The organism is Acidovorax sp. GW821-FHT10A04 (assembly GCF_059415825.1).
The window spans coordinates 218,584-243,028 of the sequence record NZ_JBWKNZ010000009.1 but is presented as its reverse complement, the minus strand read 5'-3'; the positions used below and the strand labels follow the sequence as shown (position 1 = coordinate 243,028).

20 protein-coding genes are annotated in these 24,445 nt (G+C 68.4%); 11 read left to right on the top strand and 9 right to left on the bottom strand.

What is annotated here, in order from left to right:
- Positions 1-10: 10 nt before the first annotated feature.
- The 7 genes from arsC to polA form a co-directional block, all read right to left on the bottom strand.
- Positions 11-394 carry an arsenate reductase (glutaredoxin) gene (arsC, locus tag AC07PF_RS20085; RefSeq protein WP_007854100.1) on the bottom strand — a complete coding sequence of 128 codons (384 nt, stop codon included), beginning with the start codon at positions 392-394 and terminating at the stop codon, positions 11-13.
- A complete protein-coding gene (locus tag AC07PF_RS20080; RefSeq protein ID WP_007854098.1) occupies positions 384-1,217 on the bottom strand; it encodes a ZIP family metal transporter in 834 nt (277 codons plus the stop codon). The genes arsC and AC07PF_RS20080 overlap by 11 nt, the downstream gene beginning before the upstream one ends.
- A 125-nt stretch (positions 1,218-1,342) precedes the next feature.
- The gene (locus AC07PF_RS20075) at positions 1,343-2,239 is read right to left on the bottom strand and encodes a dienelactone hydrolase family protein (RefSeq protein WP_007854096.1); all 897 of its coding nucleotides are present in this window, start codon (positions 2,237-2,239) and stop codon (positions 1,343-1,345) included.
- Between the two features lie 161 nt (positions 2,240-2,400).
- Complete coding sequence (locus AC07PF_RS20070; protein ID WP_007854095.1) at positions 2,401-3,162, bottom strand: aspartate/glutamate racemase family protein; 762 nt, start codon at positions 3,160-3,162, stop codon at positions 2,401-2,403.
- Positions 3,163-3,177: 15 nt separating this feature from the next.
- Complete coding sequence (locus tag AC07PF_RS20065) at positions 3,178-4,068, bottom strand: amino acid ABC transporter substrate-binding protein (protein WP_494612985.1); 891 nt, start codon at positions 4,066-4,068, stop codon at positions 3,178-3,180.
- A 143-nt stretch (positions 4,069-4,211) separates the two neighbouring features.
- Complete coding sequence (locus AC07PF_RS20060; protein ID WP_007854090.1) at positions 4,212-5,141, bottom strand: LysR family transcriptional regulator; 930 nt, start codon at positions 5,139-5,141, stop codon at positions 4,212-4,214.
- A gap of 201 nt (positions 5,142-5,342) precedes the next feature.
- A complete protein-coding gene (gene polA, locus AC07PF_RS20055) occupies positions 5,343-8,168 on the bottom strand; it encodes a DNA polymerase I (RefSeq protein ID WP_494612984.1) in 2,826 nt (941 codons plus the stop codon).
- A 66-nt stretch (positions 8,169-8,234) separates the two neighbouring features.
- On the opposite strand from polA, the gene AC07PF_RS20050 reads away from it, so the two are divergent.
- The 4 genes from AC07PF_RS20050 to AC07PF_RS20035 all read left to right on the top strand — a co-directional run bounded on the left by AC07PF_RS20050 (position 8,235) and on the right by AC07PF_RS20035 (position 11,552).
- A complete protein-coding gene (locus AC07PF_RS20050; protein WP_007854086.1) occupies positions 8,235-8,594 on the top strand; it encodes a hypothetical protein in 360 nt (119 codons plus the stop codon).
- A 199-nt stretch (positions 8,595-8,793) separates the two neighbouring features.
- Complete coding sequence (locus AC07PF_RS20045) at positions 8,794-9,747, top strand: homoserine kinase (protein WP_494612983.1); 954 nt, start codon at positions 8,794-8,796, stop codon at positions 9,745-9,747.
- A gap of 187 nt (positions 9,748-9,934) precedes the next feature.
- The gene (locus tag AC07PF_RS20040) at positions 9,935-10,768 is read left to right on the top strand and encodes a BPSS1780 family membrane protein (protein ID WP_007854082.1); all 834 of its coding nucleotides are present in this window, start codon (positions 9,935-9,937) and stop codon (positions 10,766-10,768) included.
- The gene (locus tag AC07PF_RS20035) at positions 10,731-11,552 is read left to right on the top strand and encodes a FecR family protein (RefSeq protein ID WP_494612982.1); all 822 of its coding nucleotides are present in this window, start codon (positions 10,731-10,733) and stop codon (positions 11,550-11,552) included. The genes AC07PF_RS20040 and AC07PF_RS20035 overlap by 38 nt, the downstream gene beginning before the upstream one ends.
- A gap of 95 nt (positions 11,553-11,647) precedes the next feature.
- Here AC07PF_RS20035 and AC07PF_RS20030 read toward each other — a convergent pair whose 3' ends face one another.
- Positions 11,648-13,678, bottom strand: coding sequence for a PhoX family protein (locus tag AC07PF_RS20030; protein ID WP_494612981.1), 2,031 nt, complete (start codon positions 13,676-13,678; stop codon positions 11,648-11,650).
- A gap of 275 nt (positions 13,679-13,953) precedes the next feature.
- On the opposite strand from AC07PF_RS20030, the gene AC07PF_RS20025 reads away from it, so the two are divergent.
- The 5 genes from AC07PF_RS20025 to AC07PF_RS20005 all read left to right on the top strand — a co-directional run bounded on the left by AC07PF_RS20025 (position 13,954) and on the right by AC07PF_RS20005 (position 21,129).
- Complete coding sequence (locus AC07PF_RS20025) at positions 13,954-15,897, top strand: PhoX family protein (RefSeq protein WP_007854076.1); 1,944 nt, start codon at positions 13,954-13,956, stop codon at positions 15,895-15,897.
- A gap of 325 nt (positions 15,898-16,222) precedes the next feature.
- On the top strand, positions 16,223-17,422 hold the full coding sequence (locus AC07PF_RS20020) for an imelysin family protein (protein ID WP_007854075.1): 1,200 nt from the start codon (positions 16,223-16,225) through the stop codon (positions 17,420-17,422).
- Between the two features lie 26 nt (positions 17,423-17,448).
- Positions 17,449-18,915, top strand: a complete 1,467-nt coding sequence (locus AC07PF_RS20015) for a di-heme oxidoreductase family protein (RefSeq protein ID WP_007854073.1) — start codon at positions 17,449-17,451, stop codon at positions 18,913-18,915.
- Positions 18,912-20,009 (top strand): imelysin family protein, encoded by a 1,098-nt coding sequence (locus AC07PF_RS20010; protein ID WP_494612980.1) that lies wholly within the window; start codon positions 18,912-18,914, stop codon positions 20,007-20,009. The genes AC07PF_RS20015 and AC07PF_RS20010 overlap by 4 nt, the downstream gene beginning before the upstream one ends.
- Position 20,010: 1 nt before the next feature.
- Positions 20,011-21,129, top strand: a complete 1,119-nt coding sequence (locus tag AC07PF_RS20005; protein WP_494612979.1) for a DUF1513 domain-containing protein — start codon at positions 20,011-20,013, stop codon at positions 21,127-21,129.
- Positions 21,130-21,299: 170 nt separating this feature from the next.
- On the opposite strand, the gene AC07PF_RS20000 is transcribed toward AC07PF_RS20005, so the two are convergent.
- The gene (locus AC07PF_RS20000; RefSeq protein ID WP_494612978.1) at positions 21,300-22,220 is read right to left on the bottom strand and encodes a LysR substrate-binding domain-containing protein; all 921 of its coding nucleotides are present in this window, start codon (positions 22,218-22,220) and stop codon (positions 21,300-21,302) included.
- Positions 22,221-22,355: 135 nt separating this feature from the next.
- Here AC07PF_RS20000 and AC07PF_RS19995 point away from each other — a divergent pair, with 135 nt between their 5' ends.
- Both AC07PF_RS19995 and AC07PF_RS19990 read left to right on the top strand, forming a co-directional pair.
- Positions 22,356-23,507, top strand: a complete 1,152-nt coding sequence (locus tag AC07PF_RS19995; RefSeq protein WP_494612977.1) for a CaiB/BaiF CoA transferase family protein — start codon at positions 22,356-22,358, stop codon at positions 23,505-23,507.
- 41 nt (positions 23,508-23,548) lie between these two features.
- On the top strand, positions 23,549-24,439 hold the full coding sequence (locus AC07PF_RS19990; protein ID WP_494612976.1) for a dioxygenase family protein: 891 nt from the start codon (positions 23,549-23,551) through the stop codon (positions 24,437-24,439).
- Positions 24,440-24,445: the final 6 nt, after the last annotated feature.

The following is a 24,445-nucleotide window of genomic DNA, read 5'->3' as shown; positions in this document are numbered from 1 at the left end:
CCCGAGCGGCTCAAGGCTGCGCAGGCAACAGCTCCAGCACCGTCTCGGCCGGCCGGCACAGCCCCGCGCCCAGGGGCGTGGTGACGATGGGCCGGTTCATGAGGATGGGGTGGGCCACCATGGCGTCGATGAGTTGGTCGTCTGTCACCCCGGGTTCGCCCAGCTTCAGTTCGGCAAACACCGCTTCCTTGCTGCGCACCACATCGATGGCCGGCACACCCATGGCCGCGATAAGCGCCTGCAGCGCGGCCCGGTTCAGCGGGGTCTTGAGGTACTCGATGACCTCGGGTTGCACCCCGCGCTCCTGCAGCAGGGCCAGCGTGTTGCGCGAGGTGCCGCAGCGGGGGTTGTGGTAGATCGTGACCATGTGCTTTTGCGTGCCTTCAATGCGCATGGGCCGCGCCGCTGACCAAGGTGACGATCACCATGCCGGCGATCAGCCAGGCGATCTGGGCCACGGTCTCGCGCGCGGACAGGCGCTTTTGCAGTTGCGGAATCAGGTCGGCCAGGGCCACGTAGATGAAACTGCTCGACGCCACGGCCAGGAAGTACGGCAGCAGGTCCTGCAACTGCCCCACGAGGAAGTAGCCGACGATGCCGCCCAGGGCGGTGACGGCGCCCGCCAACGACACCTTGACCAGCGCCATGCGCCGGTTGGGGCTGGTCTGGCGCAGCACCACCAGGTCGCCCATGTGGTGCGGCACCTCGTGCGCGAGCACCGAGACGGCCGCGATCATGCCCAGCCGGATGTCGGCCATGAAGGCCGAGGCGATCAGGATACCGTCACCAAAACAGTGCACGCTGTCACCGGTGAGCACGGCCCAGCCGCCGGCACGAGGGGCACCGTGGTGGTGGTGGCCATGCCCGTGGGCATGCTCGGCATGGTCGTGCGCGCCGTGGCCCTGCTCGGCAGGCGCCGCATGGCTGTGCTCATGGCCGTGGTGCCAGAGCTCGGCCTTGTCGAGCAGGAAGAAGAACACCACGCCGATCAGCAGCGTGGCGAACAGGTCGTGCGCACCAGCCTGGCTCTCGAAGGCCTCGGGCAGCAGGTGCATGAAGGCCGTGGCCAGCAGCGCGCCGGCCGCCAGGCTCAGCAGGTGCTGGGGCCCCACGCTGTCGCTGCGGCCCCCGAGCCCCAGGCGCATCAGCAGTGCGGCCAGCCACACGCTGCCGATGCCGGCAGCCAGGGTGGCCAAGATGATTGCTATCAAGGTCATAGCTATATGTGCGCGTCCATTGAGCGAAAGGTATTGTTTTTATGTCAATCGGGTGGCACCGCGGGGTCAAAAAAAGCCGCCCCTTGAATACAGGGGCGGCTGATTGTAGGAGAGCAGCCGGTCGGTCAGACGACGCCGTTCGCCTTGAACCAGGCCAGCGCACGCTTCCAGCCATCGTCGGCCGCTTCCTTGCGATAGCTGGGGCGGTAGTCGGCGTGGAAGGCATGCGGCGCATCGGGGTACACCACGAATTCCGAAGCCTTGGCGGCGGCGGAGCCACCGGCCAGGGCAGCTTTCATCTTATCAACCGTGTCAAGGGGGATGCCGGTGTCTTTTTCACCGTACAGGCCGAGCACCGGCGCCTTGAGGATGGGGGCGATGTCCACCGGGTGCTTGGGCGTGAGCTCGCTGGGCTGGCCCACGAGGCGGCCGTACCAGGCCACACCGGCCTTGACCGGGCCGTGCGCGGCGTATAGCCAGGTGATGCGGCCACCCCAGCAAAAGCCGGTGATGCCCACGCGCGCGCCATCGCCGCCGTTGGCGGTGGCCCAGGCCACGGCGCCGTCGAGGTCGGCCATCACCTGTGCATCGGGCACCTTGGAGACGATTTCGGCCATGAGCTTGGCGGCCTCGGTGTACTTGGAGGCATCGCCCTGGCGCGCATAGAGCTGCGGGGCGATGGCCAGGTAGCCGGCCTTGGCGAAGCGGCGGCAGGTGTCAGCGATGTACTCGTGCACGCCAAAGATTTCCTGGATCACCAGCACCACGGGCAGGCCGGTCTTGCCGGCGGGCGCGGCGCGGTAGGCGGGCACCTTGAATCCGCCCACGGTGAAGCTGACCTCGCCGGCCGTCAGTCCGTCGGCCGGGGTGGCGATGGCTGTCTGCGCCATCAGCGGCGTGGCCGCGGCTGCATAGCCCAGGCCCAGGGCGGTCTGCAGGGCCAGGCGGCGCGTGGCGCCGGCTTCGGTGGCACGGCCGGGCACCAGGGCCTCGGTATCCAGTCGGTGGTCGTCGCTCAGCATCGTTGATCTCCAGAGAGGGTGAATGAACAGAACAAGGCAGCGCGCAGTCTAGGCGGTTTGCGCGGCGGCTGCCACCGCCCGGCCAAACACATGCCGCAGTGGACGGCCTTTTCCCCTCGCGGACCCACCTCTCCCTGGAAGCCCGGAGCGCGGGCCAGCGCTCAGGCTCCCGCGTCCAGGTAGGCCTGCCGCGCCAGCGCCGCCGCCAGCACGGCCGAGGGGTTGACCAGCGCCAGGCCGGGCAGCGCCGGGCCCTCCTCCAGCGCCAGCGGTATCTCCGTGCAACCCATGACCAGGGTGGTGATGCCGTGGCGCTGCTGCAGCGCCCGCGCCACCGCCCTGAAGCGCTCGCGCGCCAGCGCATAGTCGCCGGCCTTCACCCCGTCGTAGATGCCTTGCATGAGCTGCTCGCGCCCGGCCACGCCGGGCAGGCAGCAGGCAATGCCCGCACGCTCGAGCTCGCCCTGGTACAGCCCGGCATCGTAGGCGCCGCGCGTGGCCAACAGGCCCACGCTGCGCACCTGGCGCGCCGCCAGGCCGGCCACCACCTCCTGCACCCCGTGCAGCACCACCAGCTGCGGAAAGCGCTGCTGCAGAAGGCCATGCCAGGCATGGGCCGTGTTGCAGGCGATGGCCACCGCGCGGGCGCCCAGCGCGGCCAGGCGGCCCGTGGCCTGCAGCATGGGTTCGGCAGGCTGGTGCGCGCCCAGTCGGGTGTCGCCCAGCGCGGCCGTGCGGTCGGGAATGGGCACCTGCGCCAGCCAGTGCTCGGGATAGGCCTGGTCGTGCACGGGAATGCCCAGTTGCGCCATGCGTTCGCCGCAGGCCTGCACGAACAGGCGCGCGAAGTCCGCGCCCGCCGCCGGCCCCATGCCGCCCAGGATGCCCACCGTCTGCGTGGCGGGGCGATGGCTTGCCAACATGCTCGGTGGCTCCCTTCAGATGGCGGGCTTGTCGCTCTGGGCGGCGAGGTTGTCGCGCAGCTCCTTGCCCATGGGCAGCTTGAGGTTCTGACCGCGCGGCGCGATGGGCGACATGAACCACTTGGCATACAGCTTCTCGAACTCGCCGGACTTCATCATGCCGCCGATGACGCCGTTGACCAGGGCCTGGAACTGCGGGTCGTCCTTGCGCAGCATGCAGGCATAGGGCTCGACCTGCAGCGCCTCGCCCACCACATCCCACTCGGCCGGATTGCGCGCATTGGCCATCAGGCCGTAGAGCAGGATGTCGTCCATGGCGAAGGCCTCGGCCCGGCCGGTGTCCACCAGCAGCAGCGAATCCTCATGGTCCTTGCCCATCAGGATCTCCATGTCGAGCTTGTTGTCGCGGTCGTACTTGCGCACCACCTGGGCATTGGTGGTGCCGGAGGTGGTGGAGATCTTGCGCTTAGCCAGATCGCCGAAGCCCTTGATACCCGAGCTCCTCTTGGTCAAGAGGCGCGTGCCGGTGTAGAAGTAGTTGGTGGCGAACTGCACGTCCTTGCCGCGCACCGTGTTGTTGGTGGTCGAGCCGCACTCCAGATCCACCGTGCCGTTCTGCACCAGGGGAATGCGGTTGAGCGAGGTCACGGGCTGCAGCTCGACCTTGATGGCCGGGTTGTTCAGGCGCTTCTTCACGGCCTCGGCCACGGCGTTCGAGATGTCCACCGCAAAGCCCACGGGCTGGCCGGTGCCTGCCAGGTAGCTGAAGGGCACGGACGATTCGCGGTAGGCCAGCGTGATCTTGCCGGTGTCGGCGATCTTCTTGAGGGTGTCGGCCTGGGCAGCACAGTAGGCAAGCAGGCAGGCGGCCAGCAGGGTGGCACGGGCGGCGGCGGTCGTTGGCATGGGGTTCCCTTTGCGACGAAGAAAAGAAATGAAAAGGCGTAGATGCACTGTAGAAATTCAGCGCCGCCTTGAACAATTCATTTCTCCGGGTAGGCCATGCCGGAAAGTTATGGGGGCCCGCCCCCACCGATCGGAACCTGTTCTCAGGGCCTGGGGCTGGGCAAGCCCTTGCTGGCCATGGTCTCGGCCACGGCCAGGCGCATGCAGGCGGCCATGGCACTGGCCAGCAGCGAGGCCGGCCGGTTGACGGTGCGCAGCGACTGGATGGGCACGGGGATGTGCGGCGCCAGGGCCAGCACGTCGACCTGGCTGCGGTCGGCCGAGGCGGCCGTGCAGGCGTCGACCAATGCCACTGCATGGCCGTGCTGTGCCAGGGCCAGCGCCGCGTGGTAGGTCTGCACCGTGATCGCCGTGCGCAGCCCCACGCCGGCCTCGCGGCAGGCATGGCCCATCACGGTGCCGATGGGGTCGCGCACGTCCAGGCGCACCACCGGCGTGTCCGCCAGGTCCGTGAGGTGCACGCTGCCCGCCTGCACCAGCGCCGGGCCCAGCATGCCCTTGGGTGCCACGCAGACCATGTAGCCATCGGCGATGTGCTCCTGGCTCAGCGAGGGGTGGGCGATGGAGCTGAACACGAAGCCCACGTCGGCCTCCTGCAGCACCAGGGCCGAGACGATCTGCGGCGAATGCAGCGCATCGATGGTCACGTCCACGTCCGGGTGCAGCGCACGGAAGCTGCGCAGCGCGCGCGGCAGCACCTCGTAGCTCAGTGCCAGCACGGTCAGGATGTGCAGCGCGCCCTCGCGCCGGTCGCCCTTGAGGCTGGCCGCCAGGCGTTGCACGTCGTCGAGCTGGGCGAACAGGCGTTCGATGTGCGGGTACAGCGTCTGCGCCTCGGTGGTCGGCACCAGCCGCCCCTTGAGCCGGTGGAAGAGCGCAAAGCCGAGCTGCAGCTCTGCATGCGCCAGGATGCGGCTCACCGCGGGCTGGGTGACGTTGATGAGCCGCGCGGCAGCGCTCACGCTGCCGGTGAGCATCACCGCGTTGAAGACTTCGATGTGGCGCAGGCGCATGCTTTTCTACCTTGCAATGAACGCGCCAGACATGCAAGCGCCTCTCGCAGGTCACAAGGCCTGCGGCCGAGAATACTGGCGCTGCCTGAGCCAGGACCGCCGCGCAAGGGCCGCCCCGCCGCGCTGGCGATGTCCCCCTTCCCGAATGGCGCAGCCATTCGAGAGAAGGGGGAAGGCGCGAAGCGACTCAGGGGGTTGTCCTTAGTGGGCTTTGTCCCAGTTGGGGCCTACGCCGACCTCGGCCAGCAGAGGCACCTTGAGTGCCGCCACCTCGGCCATCAGGCGCGGGATGTGGCTGCGCACCCAGTCCACCTCGCCCTCGGGCAGCTCGAACACCAGTTCGTCGTGCACCTGCATGATCATCTTCACCTGCGGCTTGTGCGCGTCGAGTTCCTTCTGCACCGCCACCATGGCCATCTTGATCAGGTCGGCCGCCGTGCCCTGCATCGGCGCGTTGATGGCCGCGCGCTCGGCGCCGCTGCGGCGTGGGCCGTTGGGCGAGTTGATCTCGGGCAGGTACAGGCGCCGGCCGAACACCGTCTCCACATAGCCCATGGACTTGGCGGCGGCCTTGGTCTCGTCCATGTACTGCTTGACACCGGGGTAGCGCTGGAAGTACTTGTCGATGTAGGCGGCCGCGGCCTTGGTCTCGATACCGAGGTTCTTGGCCAGGCCGAAGCTGCTCATGCCGTAGATCAGGCCGAAGTTGATGACCTTGGCATAGCGGCGCTGCTCGCTGGTGACCTGGTCCACCTCCACGCCGAACACTTCGGCCGCGGTGGCACGGTGCACATCCAGGCCCGCATGGAAGGCGTGCAGCAGCGAGTGGTCGCCGCTGATGTGGGCCATGATGCGCAGCTCGATCTGCGAGTAGTCGGCGCTGGCGATCACGCTGCCCGCCGGTGCCACGAAGGCCTCGCGCACGCGCCGGCCTTCGGGCGTGCGAATGGGAATGTTCTGCAGGTTGGGGTCGTTGCTCGACAGCCGCCCGGTGACGGCCACGGCCTGCGCATAGTGGGTGTGCACCCGGCCCGTGCGCGGCAGCGCCAGCTGGGCCAGCTTGTCGGTGTAGGTGCCCTTGAGCTTGACCAGGCCACGGTGCTCCAGCAGCTTGGCGGGCAGCGGGTAGTCCTCGGCGAGTTTCTCCAACACCTCTTCGTCGGTGCTGCGCGCGCCGGTGGCGGTCTTCTTGACCACGGGCATCCCGAGCTTGTCGAAGAAGATCTCGCCGAGCTGCTTGGGGCTGCTCAGGTTGAAGGGCTGGCCCGCGATCTCGTAGGCATCGGTCTCCAGCTGCAGGATGCGCTGGCCCAGCTCGTGGCTCTGGTTGGCCAGCGTGGGGGCATCGATCAGCACGCCGTTGCGCTCGATGCGGTACAGGGCCTCGCTGCTGGCCATCTCCAGTTCGTAGATGGCGCGCAGCTTGTCGTTGGCTTCGAGCAGGGGCCACAGGGCCTTGTGCACGTCCAGGGTCTGGTCGGAGTCCTCGCACGAGTACTCGGCGGCCTTGGCCACATCGACCTGGGCAAAGGGGATCTGGTGCGCACCCTTGCCGCACAGGTCTTCGTAGCTGATGCCGCTGCGCCCCAGGTGGCGGTCGGCCAGGCTGGCCAGGCCGTGGGGCTTGTGCACTTCGAGCACGTAGCTTTGCAGCATGGTGTCGTGCACATAGCCCTGCACCTCGATACCGTGGTTGGCGAACACATGGCGGTCGTACTTGATGTGCTGGCCCAGCTTCAGGTGGCGCGGGTCCTGCAGCCAGGGCTTGAGGCGCGCCAGCACCTCGTCGAAGGGCAGTTGCACGGGCGCGTCGGGCCCCTCGTGGCGCAGCGGGACGTAGGCGGCCGCGCCCGGCTCCACGCTGAAGCTGATGCCCACGATCTCGGCGCGCATCTCGTCGAGCGAGGTGGTCTCGGTGTCCAGCGCCGTCAGTGGCGCCACATGCAGCGTGGCGAGCCAGCGGTCGAACTGATCCCAGGTCAGGATGGTCTCGTAGCGCTCGTTGCGGGCTGGCTTTTCCACAGCGGCCGGAGTGCCGTCTACACCCCCCTCGGCCGGCTCGGCGAACAGGTCGGCGGTGTCGGTATCGCCACCGGCTTTCTTGCGGGCAGCGGGCGTGGGCTCGGCAGCAGGCTCGGCGACAGGCCCCCCGAGGGCCCGCGCCAGGCCCTTGAAACCGTACTTTTCATAGAACCCGCGCAATCCATCCACCTGCTGCTCGCCGATCACGATGGCGTCGAGCGCGGGCAGGCCCACGATGTGCTCGACCAGGTCGCAGTCGGTGCGGATGGTCACCAGCTTGCGGCCCGTGGGCAGCCAGTCGAGCGTGTTGCGCAGGTTCTCGCCGGCCACACCCTTGATCTCGTGGGCGCGCGCCACCAGTTCGGCCAGCGAACCGTATTCCATGAGCCACTTGGCCGCCGTCTTGGGGCCCACCTTGGGCACGCCGGGCACGTTGTCCACGGTATCGCCCACCAGGGTCTGGTAGTCCACCATCAGGTGCGGGGGCACGCCGAACTCGGCCGTCACGCCGGCCACGTCGCGGCGCTTGCCGTTCATGGTGTCGATGATGGTGATGTGCTCGTCCACCAGCTGCGACAGGTCCTTGTCGCCACTGGAGACCACGACGTCGATGCCCTGGCTGGCCGCGGTCACGGCCAGGGTGCCGATCACGTCGTCGGCCTCCACGCCCGGAATGGCCAGCACCGTCCAGCCGAGCATGCGCACCACCTCGTGGATGGGATCGATCTGCGCGCGCAGGTCATCGGGCATGGGCGCGCGCTGCGCCTTGTACTCGGGGTAGATCTCGTCGCGGAAGGTCGGGCCGCTGGCGTCGAAGATGCAGGCCGCATAGTCGGCATGCACTTCCTTGCGCAAGGCCTGCATCATGTTGATCATGCCGCGGATGGCGCCCGTGGCCGCGCTCGTGGGATCGCCCGGCACGGCCCGCAGGTCGGGCATGGCGTGATAGGCGCGGTACAGATAGCTGGAGCCGTCCACCAGCACCAGGGTCTTTTTATTGCTCATGGGGAGCCATTGTGCACGGCCAAAGCCCCTGCGGCACCCGTGCGCGGGGCGCTCTACAATCGGGCCATGCGCGCTGTTCACCTCTCCCTGCTGCTGGCCCTGGCCGGCGGCCCCGTACTGGCCCAGACCCCTGGCCAGAATGCCCCCGTGGGCGCCCCCCGGCAAGGCGAGGCGCTCACCACGCCCGAATCCCTGTCCGGGCGCACCAACCAGCGCACCGAACGCATCCAGATCGAGGACGCGGGCAGCCGCGTCGACGAACTGCGCGTGGGCGGCCAGACGCAGAGCATCAACGTGCAGCCCAAGACCGGCAACATGCCCAGCTACGAAGTGCAGTCGCCCGATGGCGCGCGCGGCCGCACCGGTGCCTTGAACGGTGCCGAGACCAACACCGCCCCCCGGGTCTGGAACGTCCTGAAGTTCTGATACGGATTTGCCGTCAACCGTCTAACGTCGTTGGTTCGCCTTGCCGTGCTACAGCACTGTCTGCGGCTCCCGCCTAGTTATACGATCGAAGGCAAATCCGTATATTCCCCCGGGCAGGCGGCCGCTGCGCCACCGGCGCACGGAAATTCCCTGCCCTGCCCGTCCCTGACCCGCATTTCCCGCATTCCCAAGCTGAGCGATGGCCGTTTTCACTGAAGTCTCCAATGAAGAGGCGCGCGCACTGCTGCGCCGCCTGAACCTCGGCGAGCTGGTCGCACTGCGCGGCATCGAAGGCGGGATCGAGAACACCAACTATTTCCTGACCAGCGACCAGGGCGAGTTCGTGCTGACGCTGTTCGAGCGCCTCACGGCCGAGCAGTTGCCGTTCTACCTGCACCTGATGAAGCACCTGGCGCATGGCGGCGTGCCCGTGCCCGACCCGCGTGGCGACGGCAATGGCGACATCCTGCACAGCGTGTGCGGCAAGCCGGCCGCCGTGGTGAGCAAGCTGCGCGGCAAGAGCCAGCTGGCCCCCGGCCCGGTGCACTGCGCCGCCGTGGGCACCATGCTGGCGCGCATGCACCTGGCGGGCCGCGGCTACGACCGCCACCAGCCCAACCTGCGCGGCCTGGCCTGGTGGAACGAGACGGTACCCGTGGTGCTGCCGCACCTCGATGCCAGCCAGGCAGCGCTGCTGCGCTCGGAACTGGCCTACCAGAACCACGTGGCGGCCTCCTCGGCCTACACCGCCCTGCCCACCGGGCCGGTGCATGCCGACCTGTTCCGCGACAACGTGATGTTCGACGGCGAGGAGCTCACCGGCTTCTTCGACTTCTACTTTGCCGGCGTCGACACCTGGCTGTTCGACCTGGCCGTGTGCCTGAACGACTGGTGCATCGACCTGCCCACGGGCGCCCACGACCCCGAGCGTGCGCGGCGCATGCTCGATGCCTACCAGGCGGTACGCCCGCTCACGGCAGCCGAGCGCGAACTGCTGCCGGCCCTGCTGCGCGCCGGCGCCCTGCGCTTCTGGATCTCGCGGCTGTGGGATTTTTACCTGCCGCGCGAGGCCTCCATGCTCAAACCGCACGACCCGACCCACTTCGAGCGCGTGCTGCGCGGGCGCATTGTGCAGCCCGTGCATGCCGGCTGAGCCCCCTTCGCCCCCCAAAAGCCGGCCTGAACCGGCATTCCGCGAGGAATGTCACGCCCCGGATGACTTTCGCAAGCCCCCATGCGGCCCCGGCCATGGTGGGCTGGGGTAAATTCGGCACTGTCTCCCCCACCCATCCGCCAGGCCCGAACACACGGGCCGTTGTCCCGAGCAGCCCTCTGTCCCCATGAAACTCAACATCGTCCCCGCCCGCACCGGCATGACCTGGGTACAGCTCGGCGTCCGGTCGTTCTGGCGCCAACCCATGGCGCTGGCGGCGTTGTTCTTCATGACCATGGCCGCCATGTCGCTGGCCAGCCTGGTGCCCCTGGTGGGCCCGGCCATCGCGCTGGCCCTGCTGCCTTCGGCCACGCTGGCCATGATGGTGGCGGCGGCCGAGACCACGATGGGGCGCTTTCCCACCCCCGCCGTGCTGCTGGTGGCGTTTCGCACCGGCCAGCAGCGCCTGCGCGACATGCTGGTGCTGGGCGCCCTGTACGCCGTGGGCTTTCTCTCCATCATGGGGCTGTCGGCGCTGATCGACGGCGGCCTGTTCGCCAGCGTCTACCTGGGCGGCACGCCGCTCAAGCGCGAAGTGGCCGAGAACGGCGCGTTCCAGGCCGCCATGTGGCTGTCGATGCTGCTGTACCTGCCGCTGTCGCTGACCTTCTGGCATGCGCCGGGGCTGGTGCACTGGCACGGCGTCCCTCCCGTGAAGGCCCTGTTCTTCAGCCTGGTGGCCTGCGTGCGCAACTTTGGCGCCTTCCTCGTCTTCGGCCTGGGCTGGATGGGCGTGTTCCTGATGGCCGGCGTGGTCGTGGCCCTTGCATCGGGCCTCATGGTGGCGCTGGGGCTGGGCGCGGCCGCGAGCGGCATCATGGTCGGCACAGCCATGATGCTGGCGGCGATGTTCTTCACCTCCATCGTGTTCACTTTCCGCGATTGCTTCGAACCGCCTGCCAAACCCTCATCGGAGGAATCCCATGACGAACAGCCAGCACCAGCTCCAGGGCCGCACTGAGGACGAAATCGTCTGGTACCAGAGGCGCAGCCTGTTGCAGGCGGCCGCAGCCTGGACGGCGGCCGGCGGATTCACGGCGGCACACGCGCAGCAGGGCCGCAACGTGGTGGAGGCGCGTGGCGACGTGCGCCGCAACGGCCAGGCCCTGGTAGCGGGCGAAGCCATCGCGCCCGGTGACCGGATCGAGACCGGGCCGGGCTCCACCGTGGTCTTCACCGTCGGCAAGGACGCCTTCATGGTGCGCCAGAACACGCGCATGTCGCTCGAAGGCGATACCCCCACCGCAGTGAAGGTGCTGCGCCTGCTGACGGGCGCGGTGGCCAGCGTCTGGGGGCGCGGCAGCGAGCGCCAGGTGGTCATGCCCACGGCCACGGCCGGCATCCGCGGCACGGGGGTGTATGCCGAGGTGTTCCCCGAGCAGGACTTTCGCAGCTACTTCTGCAACTGCTACGGCACCGTGGACATCGCGGCCGGCGGCGAATCCGTCGTCAGCCAGGCGTCCTACCACCAGGCCTTCTGGGCCGAGGTGGCGCCGCGCAGCGGCCGCATGCTGACGCCGGCCGGCGCCATCAACCACACGGACGAGGAACTCGAGTTCCTGGCCAAGCTTGTGGACCAGCGCACGGCCTGGCAGATCGCCGGGCGCAAGGGCAGCAAGGATGGCAGCGGGCAGATCACCTACCCCGCGGCCCCTGGCGGCAGCGGGGGCTCCGCGCCTGCTGCACCGGCCTCCGGGTCCACGTCGCGCGCGCGGCCACCGTCGCCGTACGGCTCCGACTACTGAAGCACCCCGGCCTGCCGCCAGGCAGGCACGCAAGAAAAAAGGCTGCCACGCCTGCGCGTGACAGCCTGCAAGGGCTTACTGCAAAAAGCGCCCCGTCACACCCCGATGGGGCCGCCGTCTGCCTTCTGGATGACCACGGTGGAAGAGCGGGGGCGCACACTGCCCGTCGGGGCGGTCGTGGCGTCGCTGGTGCCGTAGGCCGGCCAGTTCACCGGGTGCTGGATGTTCAGGAAGATGGTCCGGTAGTCCGGCGTGTAAGCAAAGCCGGTGATCTCGGCTTCGTTGGGGCCGACGAAGAAGCGGCGCAGGTCGCCCTGGTTTTGGGCGTTGATGACCGGGCCCGTGCCCTTGCTGTCGGTGGTCATGGCGCCCGGGATCACGGCCAGCATCTGGTCGTTGGTGGAGCGGGCCACGGCGTTGTTGCGGCCACCGTCGATGCCGTTGTCGGTCTGGATCCACATGATGCCGCGGTCGTCGAAGGCCAGGCCGTCGGGGCTGGCCAGCTGGTTCAGCGCTGTCAGGCCCGAGCGGTTGGTGTCTGCGGCAGCGCCAGCTTCGGAGCCGAACACGAAGATCTCCCACTTGAACGTGTTCGCATTGGGCGTGTCGTGCCAGCGCACGATGTGGCCGTTGGCGTTGTTCAGGCGCGGGTTGGCAGCGTTGGTGCCGGTGGTGGCATTGCGGCTGGTGTTGTTGGTCAGCGTCACGTACACATCGCCGTTGGAGGGGTGCACGGCCGTCCACTCGGGGCGGTCCATGGGCGTGGCGCCCACGAAGTCGGCCGCGGCGCGGGTGTTGATCAGGATCTCGTCGATCGTCTTGTACTTGTCGCCCAGGCGCGTGCCGTCCTTGCCTACGCTGGCCAGCGTCAGCGGCAGCCAGGTGCCCGAGCCGTCTTCGTTGAAGCGCGCGACGTACAGCGTGCCCTTGTCCAGGTACTTGGTGCCCACGGCCAGGCGGTCGGTGCGGCGTGCATCGGCCGGGTCCCAGTTGGCATCGGACACGAAACGGTAGATGTACTCGAAGCGCGAGTCATCGCCGCTGTAGAACGCCAGCGGCTTGCCCGACTCGGGCTTGCCATAGGCCGCGCCTTCGTGCGCGAAGCGGCCCATGGCCGTGCGCTTGGTGGCCACGCTGTCGGGGTTGTAGGGGTCGATCTCGACCAGGTAGCCGAAGCCGTTGACCTCATTGCGCCAGTCGTTCAGTGCGCTGGTGCCGCTGGGGGTGACGTTGAAGCGCGCGAACTCGCCCTGCACTTCGGTGGTATCCCCAGCAGCGGTTTCCCACTTGTAGCGGCCGGCAGCCGTGGGCACGCCCACGCGCGCCTGGTGCGCGGGCAGGCCCGATGCATTGGTGTTGACGAAGCAGGCCGCCCAGTTTTCCTCGGCGGTAATGTAGGTGCCCCAGGGCGTGGTGCCGTTGCCGCAGTTGTTGTTGGTGCCACGCACCGTGGTGCCGGTGGGCGAATACGGCGTCTTGACCCAGTCGGTGCCGCCGACCGGGCCGGCCAGCGCCATCGGCGTGGCCGAGGTGAAGCGGCGGTTGTAACGCGAGTTCTTGACGATGGCCCAGGCGTTGCCGGTCTTGCGAATGTGCATCACCGCCACGCCGTGGGCGTTGACTTCCTTGCGCACTTCCTCGGCGGGGCGTTTGTTGTTCACCGTGGTCGGGCCGGCGGGGTGCAGGGCCTTCTCGTCGATGTACTCGTGGTTGACCACCAGCAGGCCTTCGCTGGAGCTGCCGTCGAGCGGGAAGTAGTGCATGCCGTCGTGGTGCATGCCGGTGGAGTTGAGCAGGTCCCTGGAGGTGTTCTTGCCGTCGCGGTCCCACTCGGCAGCGCTGTCGTTGAGCGGCGTGCCCCAGGCGCCCAGCACCTGGGCCACATAGCCTGGAGGCACCACGCAGGCGTCGGTCATGGAGTTGGCCAGCGAGCTGAAGCCCAGCTTCAGCGGCTCGTCGTCGCTGCCGCCGCAGGCGGAAAGGCTGGTGCCGGTCAGCAGGGCCAGCGCCGCGCTCAGGCCACCGCGCGTGACAGTGCGGCGTGACAGCTGGACTTCCAAGATGGCGCTGAAGGGGGTGTTGCCAGCGTCGTTGCGAACGACCTTGTCAGAAATAGTTTTGCTCATGAGAGCCGCACTCCTCGTGGTATTGGTTGGTCATGGGAAGTGGGCAGTCTAGGAAGCGCATATGACCGATCCGTGACGCAAGAGCACTCGGCGCGCAGGGCGATTCAGCGGGCTGTCGACCGGCCGCCACGGCACCGTCAAATGGCTGTCACACAGTGTGCTTAGCATCCGGCACCAAGAGAGCGGTCCGGTTGCCTGGCCCTGCCTGCGGGGTGCAAGGGCGCCGGGCCGCTCTCCATAAAAACCCATATAACAAACCACGGAAGCTGCACTCCATGACCTCTGCGTCCATCCCTTCGCGCCGCCAGGCCCTCCAATTCCTGGCCGGCATACCCCTGCTTCCCCTGACCACCGGTGGCGCTGCCGCAGCGCTGCTGACCGCCTGCGGCGGCGGCGACGACGCAAGCTATGTGTCCACCGCCTTCACCTCGATGGCCGCGCCCACGCTGGCCAACCCGGCGGCCATGGCCACCAACACCGTGGGCTCGACCATGCAGGTCACGCTGAGCGACAACTCGGTGAAGAGCTATGCGCTGGCCTACCAGCCCTTCTTCATCACCGGCGACTCGGTGGCCAATGTCAAGGGCGGCCAGATCCTGGCCGGCAGCTACTACGACATCAACAACCAGCCCATCATCGACACCTCGGTGGCCGGCAAGGAGCGCCAGTTCTTCTCCGACGCCCCGGACGGCACCTCGCTGCTGACCGTGCCCAATGCCAAGGTCGACGGAGTCAAGGGCAACCACGTCTTCGCCGTGGTGCAGTTCGAATACACCACCTGGGCCCAGGACGGCAAGACCGACATGTACGGCAAGCTGCCCTCGCCCATCGCCGTGCTCACGCTGGACCAGGACCCGAACACCGGCAAGCTCGCCCTGGTGAAGTACCACAACGTGGACACCTCCAAGGTGCACGGCCTGTGGATCACCTGCGGTGCCAGCCTCTCGCCCTGGGGCACCCACCTGTCGAGCGAAGAGTACGAACCCGATGCCTTCACCATCGCCGGCAACACCCAGTTCCAGGCCTACAGCAAGAACCTGTACGGCGACGCGAGCCGTGCCAACCCCTACCACTACGGCCACATGCCCGAAGTGACGGTGAACGCCGACGGCACCGCCAGCATCAAGAAGCATTTCTGCATGGGCCGCATCTCGCACGAGCTGGTGCAGGTCATGCCCGACCAGCGCACGGCCCTGATGGGTGACGACGCCACCAACAGCGCCTACTTCGTGTTCGTGGCCGACAAGGAAAAAGACCTGTCCTCGGGCACGCTGTACGCCGCCAAGGTCGGCGCCGGCTTCACCGTCGACGCCAAGGCCACCGCCGGCGCGCCGCTGACCTGGATCAAGCTCGGCTCGGCCAACAGCGCCGAGATCGAGGCCCTGGCCAACACGCTCAAGCCCACGGACATCATGACCGTGGCCACCACCAACCCGAACGACGCCAGCTACACCCGCATCGTCGCCAACGGCAAGGAAGAGTGGATCAAGCTCAAGCCCGGCATGGAAAAGGCCGCCGCCTTCCTGGAAACCCACCGCTACGCCGCCTTCGTGGGCGCCAGCATGGGTTTCACCAAGATGGAAGGCACCACCGTCAACGCCAAGGACAAGATCGCCTACTCGGCGCTGCAGAACGTGCAGACCTCGATGGTGGCCGGCAATGCGCTGAACGTGGCGGGCAACGGCGTGTCCGTGCCCAAGGCGATCAACGCCGGTGCCGTGATGGCGCTGAACCTGCGCGGCGGCCAGAAGGACACGGCCGGTTCCAACATCAACAGCGAGTGGATGCCCGTGGACACCAAGGCCCTGCTGGTCGGCGAGGACATCAGCGCCGACGCCCTGGGCAACACCGCCAACCCGAACACCATCGGCAACCCCGACAACCTCAAGTTCTCGGAAAAGATGCGCACCCTGTTCATCGGCGAGGACAGCGGCCAGCACGTGAACAACTTCCTGTGGGCCTACAACGTGGACACCAAGCAGCTGTCGCGCCTGATGTCCATCCCCGCCGGCGGCGAATCCACGGGCCTGCATGCCGTGGACGAGATCAACGGCTGGACCTACATCATGAGCAACTTCCAGCACGCCGGTGACTGGGGCGCCATCCACAACGTGGTCAAGCCCACGCTGGATCCGCTGATCATCGCCAACTACAAGAACAAGGCCGGCGCCGCGGTGGGCTACCTCACCGCAACGCCGAGCCAGCCACGCCTGGGCTGATCGACGAAGGTTCGCCACAAGTCATGGGATGCCGCGCCTGGCGCGGCGGGACGGGGCCCTGCAGCGATGCAGGGCCCCGCTCCTTTTCGGGGGGTGCAAGCCGCACCTGCAGGTCAGGGAAATCCCCTTCCCGCACCAATGCAAATAAAACCCATTCTTATAATCACTGCGATCAAGGGATGCCTGCACTGCGGCGCGTCCCTTCCCTCCGGGCTTGCGCCCCACCGACACCCACCGGACTTCCCACGGCCTGGCGCCTTGCCGGACCGGACCGTTCCCGGCATGTCTGCCTTGTCACCCGTCTTCGTTGTTTGAGGAGAAACGCATGAAAACCAAGCTGTTGCACACCACCGCCCTCGCGGCCCTGATCGCCGCCAGCCCCCTGGGCCTGATGGGCGTGGCGCAGGCGCAGGGCACGGCCGCCCAGGCCCAGCAGGCCGTGACGCCCGCCGCGGTGGCAGCACAGTACGCCACGCTGGTGCATGCCAACTACGAAGACACGCTGAGCAGCGCCAAGTCCATGCAGGCCGCGATCAAGGCCTTCACGGCCCAGCCGTCGGCCGAGACCCTGGCCGAGGCCCGCAAGACCTGGCTGGCCGCACGCGAGTTCTACGGCCAGACCGAAGCCTTCCGTTTCTACGGCGGCCCCATCGACGACGACAAGGGCCCCGAAGGCCAGATCAATGCCTGGCCCATGGACGAGTCCTACGTGGACAGCGTCGAAGGCAAGCCCAAGGCCGGCCTGATCAACAACCGCAAGATCGCCATCACCAAGAAGGCGCTGGCGGCACAGAACGAGCGCGGCGGCGAGGAGAACATCGCCACCGGCTGGCACGCCATCGAGTTCCTGCTGTGGGGCCAGGACCTGTCCGAAACCGGTCCGGGCAACCGCAATTTCGAGGACTTCGTGGACGGCAAGAAGCCCAACGCCGACCGCCGCCGCCAGTACCTGAACGTGGTGACCGAGCTGCTGATCGACGATCTGTCCTTCCTCGTGAAGTCCTGGGCGCCCGAGGCCAAGTCCAACTACCGCGCCAAGTTCACCAAGGGCAACATGGAATCGGTGCGCAAGATGCTGGTGGGCCTGGGCTCGCTGTCGCGCGGCGAGCTGGCCGGCGAACGCCTGGAAGTGGCGCTGAACAGCCAGGACCAGGAAGACGAGCATTCGTGCTTCTCGGACAACACGCACCGCGACGCCGTGACCAATGCCAAGGGCATCCAGAACGTGTGGCTGGGCGAGTACCAGCGCGCCGACGGCAGCCTGGTCAAGGGCGCATCGCTGCGCGACCTGGTCGCCGCCAAGAACCCGGCACTGGCCGACAAGACCACCAGGCAGATCGCCGCCTCGGTGGCAGCGGCCGAAGGCATCCAGGCACCGTTCGACCGTGAGATCATCGGCGGCAAGGACGCGCCAGGGCGCCAGCGCATCCAGAAGACCATCGACAGCCTGACCCAACAAAGCAAGGACCTCGTGGAAGCCGCGAACGCCATCGGCATCACCAAGCTCACGCTGGTGCAACCCTGAGGCTCCCTGCGCTTTCCTTTCGTTCCATGTTTTCTTTGCAAGCCCCTTACCGCCGGCGCGCCCTGCGCCTGGCGGTTGCCAGTATCGGCCTTGCGGCCCTGGGCGGCCTCATGGCCGACACGCCCGCCGACCCGCTCGGCGAGAAGGTCGGTGGCAACACCACGGTGTTCGCCACGGGCCGCAATGCCTTTTCCTTCCCGGCCGCCAACCTGGACGATGCGGAGCGTACGCGCTTCGTGATCGGCAATTCGTTCTTCCGCCGCAACTGGGTCGAGGCACCGGCCTCCACCAAGGCGCGCGACGGCCTGGGTCCGCACTTCATCGCGCGCTCGTGCGGTGGCTGCCATGTGCAGGACGGCCGGGGCGAACCGCCAGCCATCTTCAACCGCCTGGGCGATACCAAGGACCCGACCGTGGCCTTGTTGATCCGCCTGTCCATCCCCGGCGCGGACGCCCATGGCGGACCCAAGCACGACCCGGTGTATGGCGACCAGTTCAACAACGCGGGCGTGCAGGGCGTCAAGCCCGAGGGCCGTGTGACCCTGCGCTACAAGACCATCAAGGGCCAATTCGCCGATGGCACGCGCTACGAACTGCTCGACCCGAGCTACGGCTTTGCCGACCTGGGCTACGGCCCGATGCACCCTGAGATCATGGCCAGCCCGCGCATCGCGCCGCAGATCATCGGCGTGGGCCTGCTCGAAGCCATTGCCGAAGCCGACATCCTGGCCAACGCGGCCGACCAAGCTGCGGCCGGCGGCCCGATCAAGGGCGTGCCCAACCGGGTGTGGGACGCGCCCTCGGGCCAGATGATGCTCGGCCGCTTCGGCTGGAAGGGCAACGTCGCAACCATCGCGCACCAGACCGGCGGCGCCTTCCAGGGCGACATGGGCATCACCTCCAGGCACTTCGCCAACGAGACCTGCACGCCCACGCAAAAGGATTGCCTGGCCGCACCGAGCGGCAAGAGCGCCGCCGCGCAGGGCCAGCCCGGCGTGGAGATCGACGACAAGACCTTTGACGACGTGGTCTTCTACCAGGCCACGCTGGCACCGCCCGCACGGCGCAACCCCAAGGACGCCCAGGTGCTGCGCGGCCAGGCGCTGTTCGCGCAGGCCCAGTGCGCCACCTGCCACCGGCCGAGCTACGTCACCAAGGAAGGCCCCTTCCCACACCTGACGAGCAAGGCACTGTCGGGCCAGCGCATCTGGCCGTACACCGACATGCTGCTACACGACATGGGCGAGCGCCTGGCCGACAACCGGCCCGACTTCGCCGCCAATGGCCGGCAGTGGAAGACCCCGCCGCTGTGGGGCACGGGCCTGATCAAGGACGTGAACGGCCATACCCGGCTGCTGCACGACGGCCGCGCCCGCGGCGTGCTCGAGGCCGTGCTGTGGCACGGCGGCGAGGCCGAGGCCGCCAAGGACAAGGTTCTCAAGATGAACAAGGCCGAGCGCGACGCGCTGGTCAAGTTCGTGGAGTCGCTATGAAACACCCATCCCTTCGCACTGCAGCCGCCGCCGTGGCCCTGGGCGCGCTGCTGCTGCCGGCCCAGGCCCAGACCGGCTGGAAGCTCAACGCCGTGCCCTTCTACGACACCACGCACGCGCTGCAAAGCCTGTACGGCCACTGGGGCAAGCCGCGCGCGCAGGAGCTGGCCACGGCCGCGCAGGCGCTGACACCGGCCGTGCGCGCGCTCTGCGAGGCACCGGCTGGGCAATCGCAAGCCGCTTTGGCCAACGCCCGCAGCGCCTGGCAGCGCAGCATGATGGCCTGGGAGACCTTGGGCGCCGTGGCCGTGGGCCCCGTGATCGCGCGCCGCACCCAGCGGCAGATGGACTTTGCGCCCACGCGCCCAGCCCTCATCGAGCGCGCCATCAAGACCCAGCCCCAGGGCGCCCAGGCCTTCGAGCGCATCGGCACGCCTGCCAAGGGCCTGCCGGCACTGGAATGGCTGCTGTGGACGCAACCCGTTGCCCCGGCATCGGCTGCCTGCAGCTACGCCGTGGAAGTGGCGCTGGACATCGAGCGCGAGGCCGTGGCTGTGGCCAGCGCCTTCGACACCGCTGCCGGCACCGACTGGGCGGCCGAGGACGAGCAGGAGCGCTCCACCGCGGCCATGGGCGAGTTCATCAACCAGTGGGTGGGCGGCATCGAGCGCCTGCGCTGGGCGCACATGGAAAAGCCGCTGCGCGCCGCCCAGGGCACGCGCCCGCCCGAGTACCCGCGTGCCGCCAGCGGCCAGGCCTCTGCCGCCTGGAAGGCCGAGTGGAATGCCCTGCGCAACCTGGCCGTGCTGCCCGACAGCGCCGCCACGCCCACGCCCGGCGAGGCCCTGGTGCCGCTGGAGACCTATTTGCGCGGCCGCGGCCTGAACCCGCTGGCCGACCAGCTGCTGGCCACCACGCAGCGCGTGGACAAGGCCTTGCAGGCCATCGACCAGTCCGGCGCCACTGGCAAGGCCGGCGGCGAGCGGGTGCTGCAGGCCTCCAGGGAGCTGGCCGCGCTCAAGCGCCTGGCCGAAGCGGAAATTGCCCCGGCGCTGCAGGTGAGCATCGGCTTCTCCGACGCAGACGGAGACTGAGGTGCATGCATCGTTGAGCCGCCGCCAGGCCCTGGTGCTGATGGGCAGCCTGGCGGCCATGCCCCTGGCTGCGCATGCCGCACCCCGGGGTTTAGAGATGCAGCTGCTGGGCGCCTGGCAGGAGGCCGATGGCAGCTACCGCATCGGCGTGCTGGCAGCCCAGGCCGGAGGCCCTTCGCCGCTGCGCGCACGCCACGTGCTGGAAGTGCCCACACGCGCCCACGGCCTCAGCCAGTTGCCCGATGGCAGCATGGTCGCCACCGCGCGCCGCCCCGGCGACTGGCTGGTGCGCTGGCACCCGGGCCAGCCCGCCGACAAGGCGCAATGGCACTGGGTCGATGCCACGCGCTCCTTCAACGGCCATGTGATCGCCAGCGCCGATGGCCGCACCCTCTACACCACCGAAACCGACGTGGACACGGGCGCCAGCCTGGTGGCACGGCGCGACGCGCGCAGCCTGGAGACCGTGGACGAGTGGGCGACGCACGGCATCGACGCGCACGAGCTGATCTGGGCCCCTGCCGCCAAGGGCGCAAAGCCCACGCTGATCGTGGCCAACGGCGGCGTGCCCACGGCCCCCGAAACCGGCCGCACCAAGCGCGACCTGCACACCATGGATTCGAGCATCGTGCGGCTGCACGGTGACAGCGGCGAGTTGCAGGGCCAGTGGCGCCTGCCCGATGCGCGCCTGAGCCTGCGCCACCTGGCATGGAACGCCGAGCGCACGGTGCTGGGCATCGCCCTGCAGGCCGAGCACGCCGAGGCGGCGGACAAGGCGGCTGCGCCCATCCTCACGCTCTTTGATGGCAAGGCGCTGCGCCTGTGCCCGTCCGGCCAGTCGATGGCCGGCTATGGTGGCAGCATCGCCAGCACCGCCGAGGGCTGGGCCGTGAGCTGCCCGCGCAGCCAGGGCGTGGCCACCTTCACGCCCGAAGGCCAATGGCGCGGCCTGGTGGGCCTGGAGGAGGTCTGCGCACTGGCGGTAGGCAGCGGCCGCCTGTGGGCCGCCGGGGTCTCGCACTCCCTGGAAGATGCGCGCGCCCCCAGCCCGCTCACGCACGCGCATGCCAAGGAACTGGCCGGCGCGCGCATGGACAACCACTGGGTGAACTTTGGCTGACACCCCCTGAGTCGCTTCGCGCCTTCACCCCTCTCTCGACTCGCTGCGCGAGTCGGGAGGGGGACGCCCCCGGTGCGGCGGGGCGGCCCTTGCACGGGGGCACTGGCTCAGGCTGTGCCGGTTGCATGCGCAGCGCTACGAATAGCTGAAGTGTTTATCGAAGGGTGGCTTCAGGCCGTCTGCCGCTTGCGCTTCGCCAGGTCCTTGAGGCTGCCATGCAGCGCGAGCTTGCGCACGATGGCCGAGAAGGCGCGCGTGGAGGCCGACTCGCGCGCCAGCGGCGACCACAGCATGCCCGGCGTGCGCACCGGCGTGGGGCTTTCGAGCCGCACCACCACCAGCCCCGACTGCGCTGACACCACGTTCGCCGCGACGATGGAGGCCAGCTGCGTCTTGCCCACCAGGTCCATCATGGGCGCCAGGGTGTTGATCTCGGCCACCACCTGCGGCTCGGCGCCGCAGGAGCGAAAGCACTCGTCCAGCATCTGCCGCGTGGCAAAGCTTGCGGGCAGCAGGGCCATGGGCATGCGGTGCAGCTCCACCATGCGCACGCGCTTGCGCCGCGCGAGCGGGTGGCCCTGTGCCACCACCAGCACCATCTCCTCGTTGTAGAGCGGCTCGAACTGCAGCGGCCCCGGCGCGGCGGGCCGGTAGGCGATGCCCAGGTCCAGCGTGCCCTGCTGCAGGCGCGCGGCGATGTGGTCGGCCGACAGTTCCTCGACCACCACCTTCACGCGCGGATGGCGTTCGTGGAAGCTGGCGATGCAGCCCGGGATGAAGCCCAGGTTGAAGGTGTGCGTGGAGCCGATGTGCAGCTCGCCCGCCACCTCGGAGCCGTTCTGGCGCAGCGCACCCAGGCCCAGGTCGATCTCGTGCAGGGCCTTGGTGCAGTAGTGCAGGAACTCGTCGCCCGCACTGGTCAGCGCCACGCGCTTGCCCACGCGGTCGAACAGCGCCGCACCGATCTCCTCTTCGAGCTGCTTGATCTGGTGCGACAGCGTGGACTGCGTGACATGCAGCCGCTCGGCCGCACGTGTGAAGTTGAGCGAGCCGGCCAGGGCGATGAAGTAGCGCAGGTGCCTCAGTTCCATGGCGGTGCCACCGGTGGTTGATCGATGCCATCGATGGTAACCATGAAAAACAATCATTTCCAGGAATCCACCGCGCCCCCTACATTCGCTCACAGCCCCACAGCGGGGCCCCACACAACGACAGGAGACAACGAGGTGCACAAAGTCCTCAGCGGTATCAAGGTGCTGGAACAAGGCACGTTCATCACGGGCCCGGCGGCAGGCATGTTCCTGGCCGACCTGGGGGCCGAGGTCATCAAGATCGAGCAGCCAGGCGCAGGTGACCCGTTCCGCGCCTTCCGCGGCGGGCTCTATAGCCCGCACTTCCAGACCTACAACCGCAACAAGCGCAGCATCACGCTCAACCCCAAGCTGCCCGAGGATGCGGCGGTGTTCGACGAGCTGGTCAAGGATGCGGACGTCTACATCCAGAACTTTCGCCCCGGCGCGGCCGACCGGCTGGGCGCGGGCGAGGCCCGGCTGCGCGGCCTGAACCCGCGCCTGGTGTACTGCGCCATCAGCGGTTTCGGCCAGACCGGCCCGGCCGCCGGCCGCCCCGCCTACGACACCGTGGCCCAGGCCGCCAGCGCCTTCCTCAAGCTGCTGGTGAACCCTGCCAACCCGCGCGTGGTGGGCCCCGCGCTGGCCGACGCGATGACCGGCTTCTATGCCGCCTATGGCGTGCTGGGCGCCATCGTCGAGCGCGGCCGCACGGGCCTGGGACGCAAGGTCGAGGTGTCCATGCTCGAAGCCATGTGCCACTTCAACCTCGATGCGTTCACGCACTATTTCTCGGAAGACGAGGTCATGGGCCCCTACAGCCGGCCCAGCGTCTCGCAGTCCTACGTGCTCGAATGTGCCGACGGGCTGTGGATCGCGCTGCACATGTCCTCGCCCGAGAAGTTCTGGCAGGGCCTGGCCAACGCCATCGAGCGCCCGCGCCTGTTCGACGACCCGCGCTTTGCGACGCGCGAGGCGCGCATCGTGCACCAGGAGGACCTTATCGACCTGCTCGGCGGCCTGTTCCGCGGGCAGACGCGCGCCACCTGGTGCGAGCGCCTTGAAGCCGAGGACGTGCCCCACGCCCCCATGTACGACACCCGCGAGGCCATGGAAGACCCGCAGGCCCGCCACCTGCAGCTGCAGGTGAGCGCCCCCCACCCCGAAGGCGGCGAGTGGCGCACCATCCGCTCGCCCGTGAGCTTCGACGGCGAACGTGCGCTCGAGGTCACGGCGCCGCCCACGCTGGGGGCCGACAACGCGGCCATCGTCGGGCCGATACGCCAACGCCTCGGGCAGGCGCTCTGACGCGCCAGCCCCCCAAAAAAAAGACCAGGAGACAAGAACCCATGACCCCATCGAACGAGAACGAACTGACCCAGGCCGTGCTGCGGCGCCTGGAGGGCGCCAGCGACCCGCGCTTTGCACAGATCATGCAGTCGCTGGTCACGCACCTGCATGCCTTCATCCGCGAGGTGGATTTGAAGCCCGATGAGTGGATGCAGGGCATCGAATTCCTCACCGCCGTGGGCAAGGCCTGCGCCGGCCAGCGCCAGGAGTTCATCCTGCTGTCGGACACGCTGGGCGCCTCGATGATGGTGGTGATGCTCGACCAGCTGCGCGCCACCGCCCATGCCCAGGGCAGCCAGCGCATGACCGAAGCCACCGAGGCCACGGTGCAGGGCCCCTACTACTGGGAGGGCGCGCCCGAGCTGCCGCTGGGCGCCAACCTGTCCGAGGGCGTGAAGGGCGAACCCACCTTCTACAGCGGCCGCGTGACCGACACGCACGGCCAGCCGCTGGCGGGTGCGCTGCTCGACATCTGGTCGGGCGACGGCGAAGGCGTGTATGACATGCAGGTGGAAGGCTCGGGCATGGCGGCGCGCGCACGTGTGCGCACCGACGAGCAGGGCCGCTACTGGTTCTGGTCCATCCGCCCGAGCTTCTACCCCGTGCCGGTGGATGGTCCCGTGGGCCGCATGCTCGAAGGCATGGGCCGCCACCCCAACCGCCCCGGCCACATCCACATGATGGTCTCGGCGCCAGCGCATGCGCCGGTCACCACCCACCTGTTCGTGGCGGGCAGCCCCTACATCGAGTCGGACGCGGTGTTCGGCGTGCGCCCCAGCCTGGTCGTGGACTTCGAACAGCACCCCGCCGGCCAGGCCCCCGACGGCAGCGCCCAGGCCGTGCCCTGGTGGTCGGCGCACTACGACTTCCGCCTCGAACCCCAACACTGAGATCCG

Coding starts and splice junctions, on each gene's coding strand:
- arsC (WP_007854100.1), bottom strand. CDS start 394: ATGCGCATTGAAGGCACGCAAAAGCACATGGTCACGATCTACCACAAC.
- AC07PF_RS20080 (WP_007854098.1), bottom strand. CDS start 1,217: ATGACCTTGATAGCAATCATCTTGGCCACCCTGGCTGCCGGCATCGGC.
- AC07PF_RS20075 (WP_007854096.1), bottom strand. CDS start 2,239: ATGCTGAGCGACGACCACCGACTGGATACCGAGGCCCTGGTGCCCGGC.
- AC07PF_RS20070 (WP_007854095.1), bottom strand. CDS start 3,162: ATGTTGGCAAGCCATCGCCCCGCCACGCAGACGGTGGGCATCCTGGGC.
- AC07PF_RS20065 (WP_494612985.1), bottom strand. CDS start 4,068: ATGCCAACGACCGCCGCCGCCCGTGCCACCCTGCTGGCCGCCTGCCTG.
- AC07PF_RS20060 (WP_007854090.1), bottom strand. CDS start 5,141: ATGCGCCTGCGCCACATCGAAGTCTTCAACGCGGTGATGCTCACCGGC.
- polA (WP_494612984.1), bottom strand. CDS start 8,168: ATGAGCAATAAAAAGACCCTGGTGCTGGTGGACGGCTCCAGCTATCTG.
- AC07PF_RS20050 (WP_007854086.1), top strand. CDS start 8,235: ATGCGCGCTGTTCACCTCTCCCTGCTGCTGGCCCTGGCCGGCGGCCCC.
- AC07PF_RS20045 (WP_494612983.1), top strand. CDS start 8,794: ATGGCCGTTTTCACTGAAGTCTCCAATGAAGAGGCGCGCGCACTGCTG.
- AC07PF_RS20040 (WP_007854082.1), top strand. CDS start 9,935: ATGAAACTCAACATCGTCCCCGCCCGCACCGGCATGACCTGGGTACAG.
- AC07PF_RS20035 (WP_494612982.1), top strand. CDS start 10,731: ATGACGAACAGCCAGCACCAGCTCCAGGGCCGCACTGAGGACGAAATC.
- AC07PF_RS20030 (WP_494612981.1), bottom strand. CDS start 13,678: ATGAGCAAAACTATTTCTGACAAGGTCGTTCGCAACGACGCTGGCAAC.
- AC07PF_RS20025 (WP_007854076.1), top strand. CDS start 13,954: ATGACCTCTGCGTCCATCCCTTCGCGCCGCCAGGCCCTCCAATTCCTG.
- AC07PF_RS20020 (WP_007854075.1), top strand. CDS start 16,223: ATGAAAACCAAGCTGTTGCACACCACCGCCCTCGCGGCCCTGATCGCC.
- AC07PF_RS20015 (WP_007854073.1), top strand. CDS start 17,449: ATGTTTTCTTTGCAAGCCCCTTACCGCCGGCGCGCCCTGCGCCTGGCG.
- AC07PF_RS20010 (WP_494612980.1), top strand. CDS start 18,912: ATGAAACACCCATCCCTTCGCACTGCAGCCGCCGCCGTGGCCCTGGGC.
- AC07PF_RS20000 (WP_494612978.1), bottom strand. CDS start 22,220: ATGGAACTGAGGCACCTGCGCTACTTCATCGCCCTGGCCGGCTCGCTC.
- AC07PF_RS19990 (WP_494612976.1), top strand. CDS start 23,549: ATGACCCCATCGAACGAGAACGAACTGACCCAGGCCGTGCTGCGGCGC.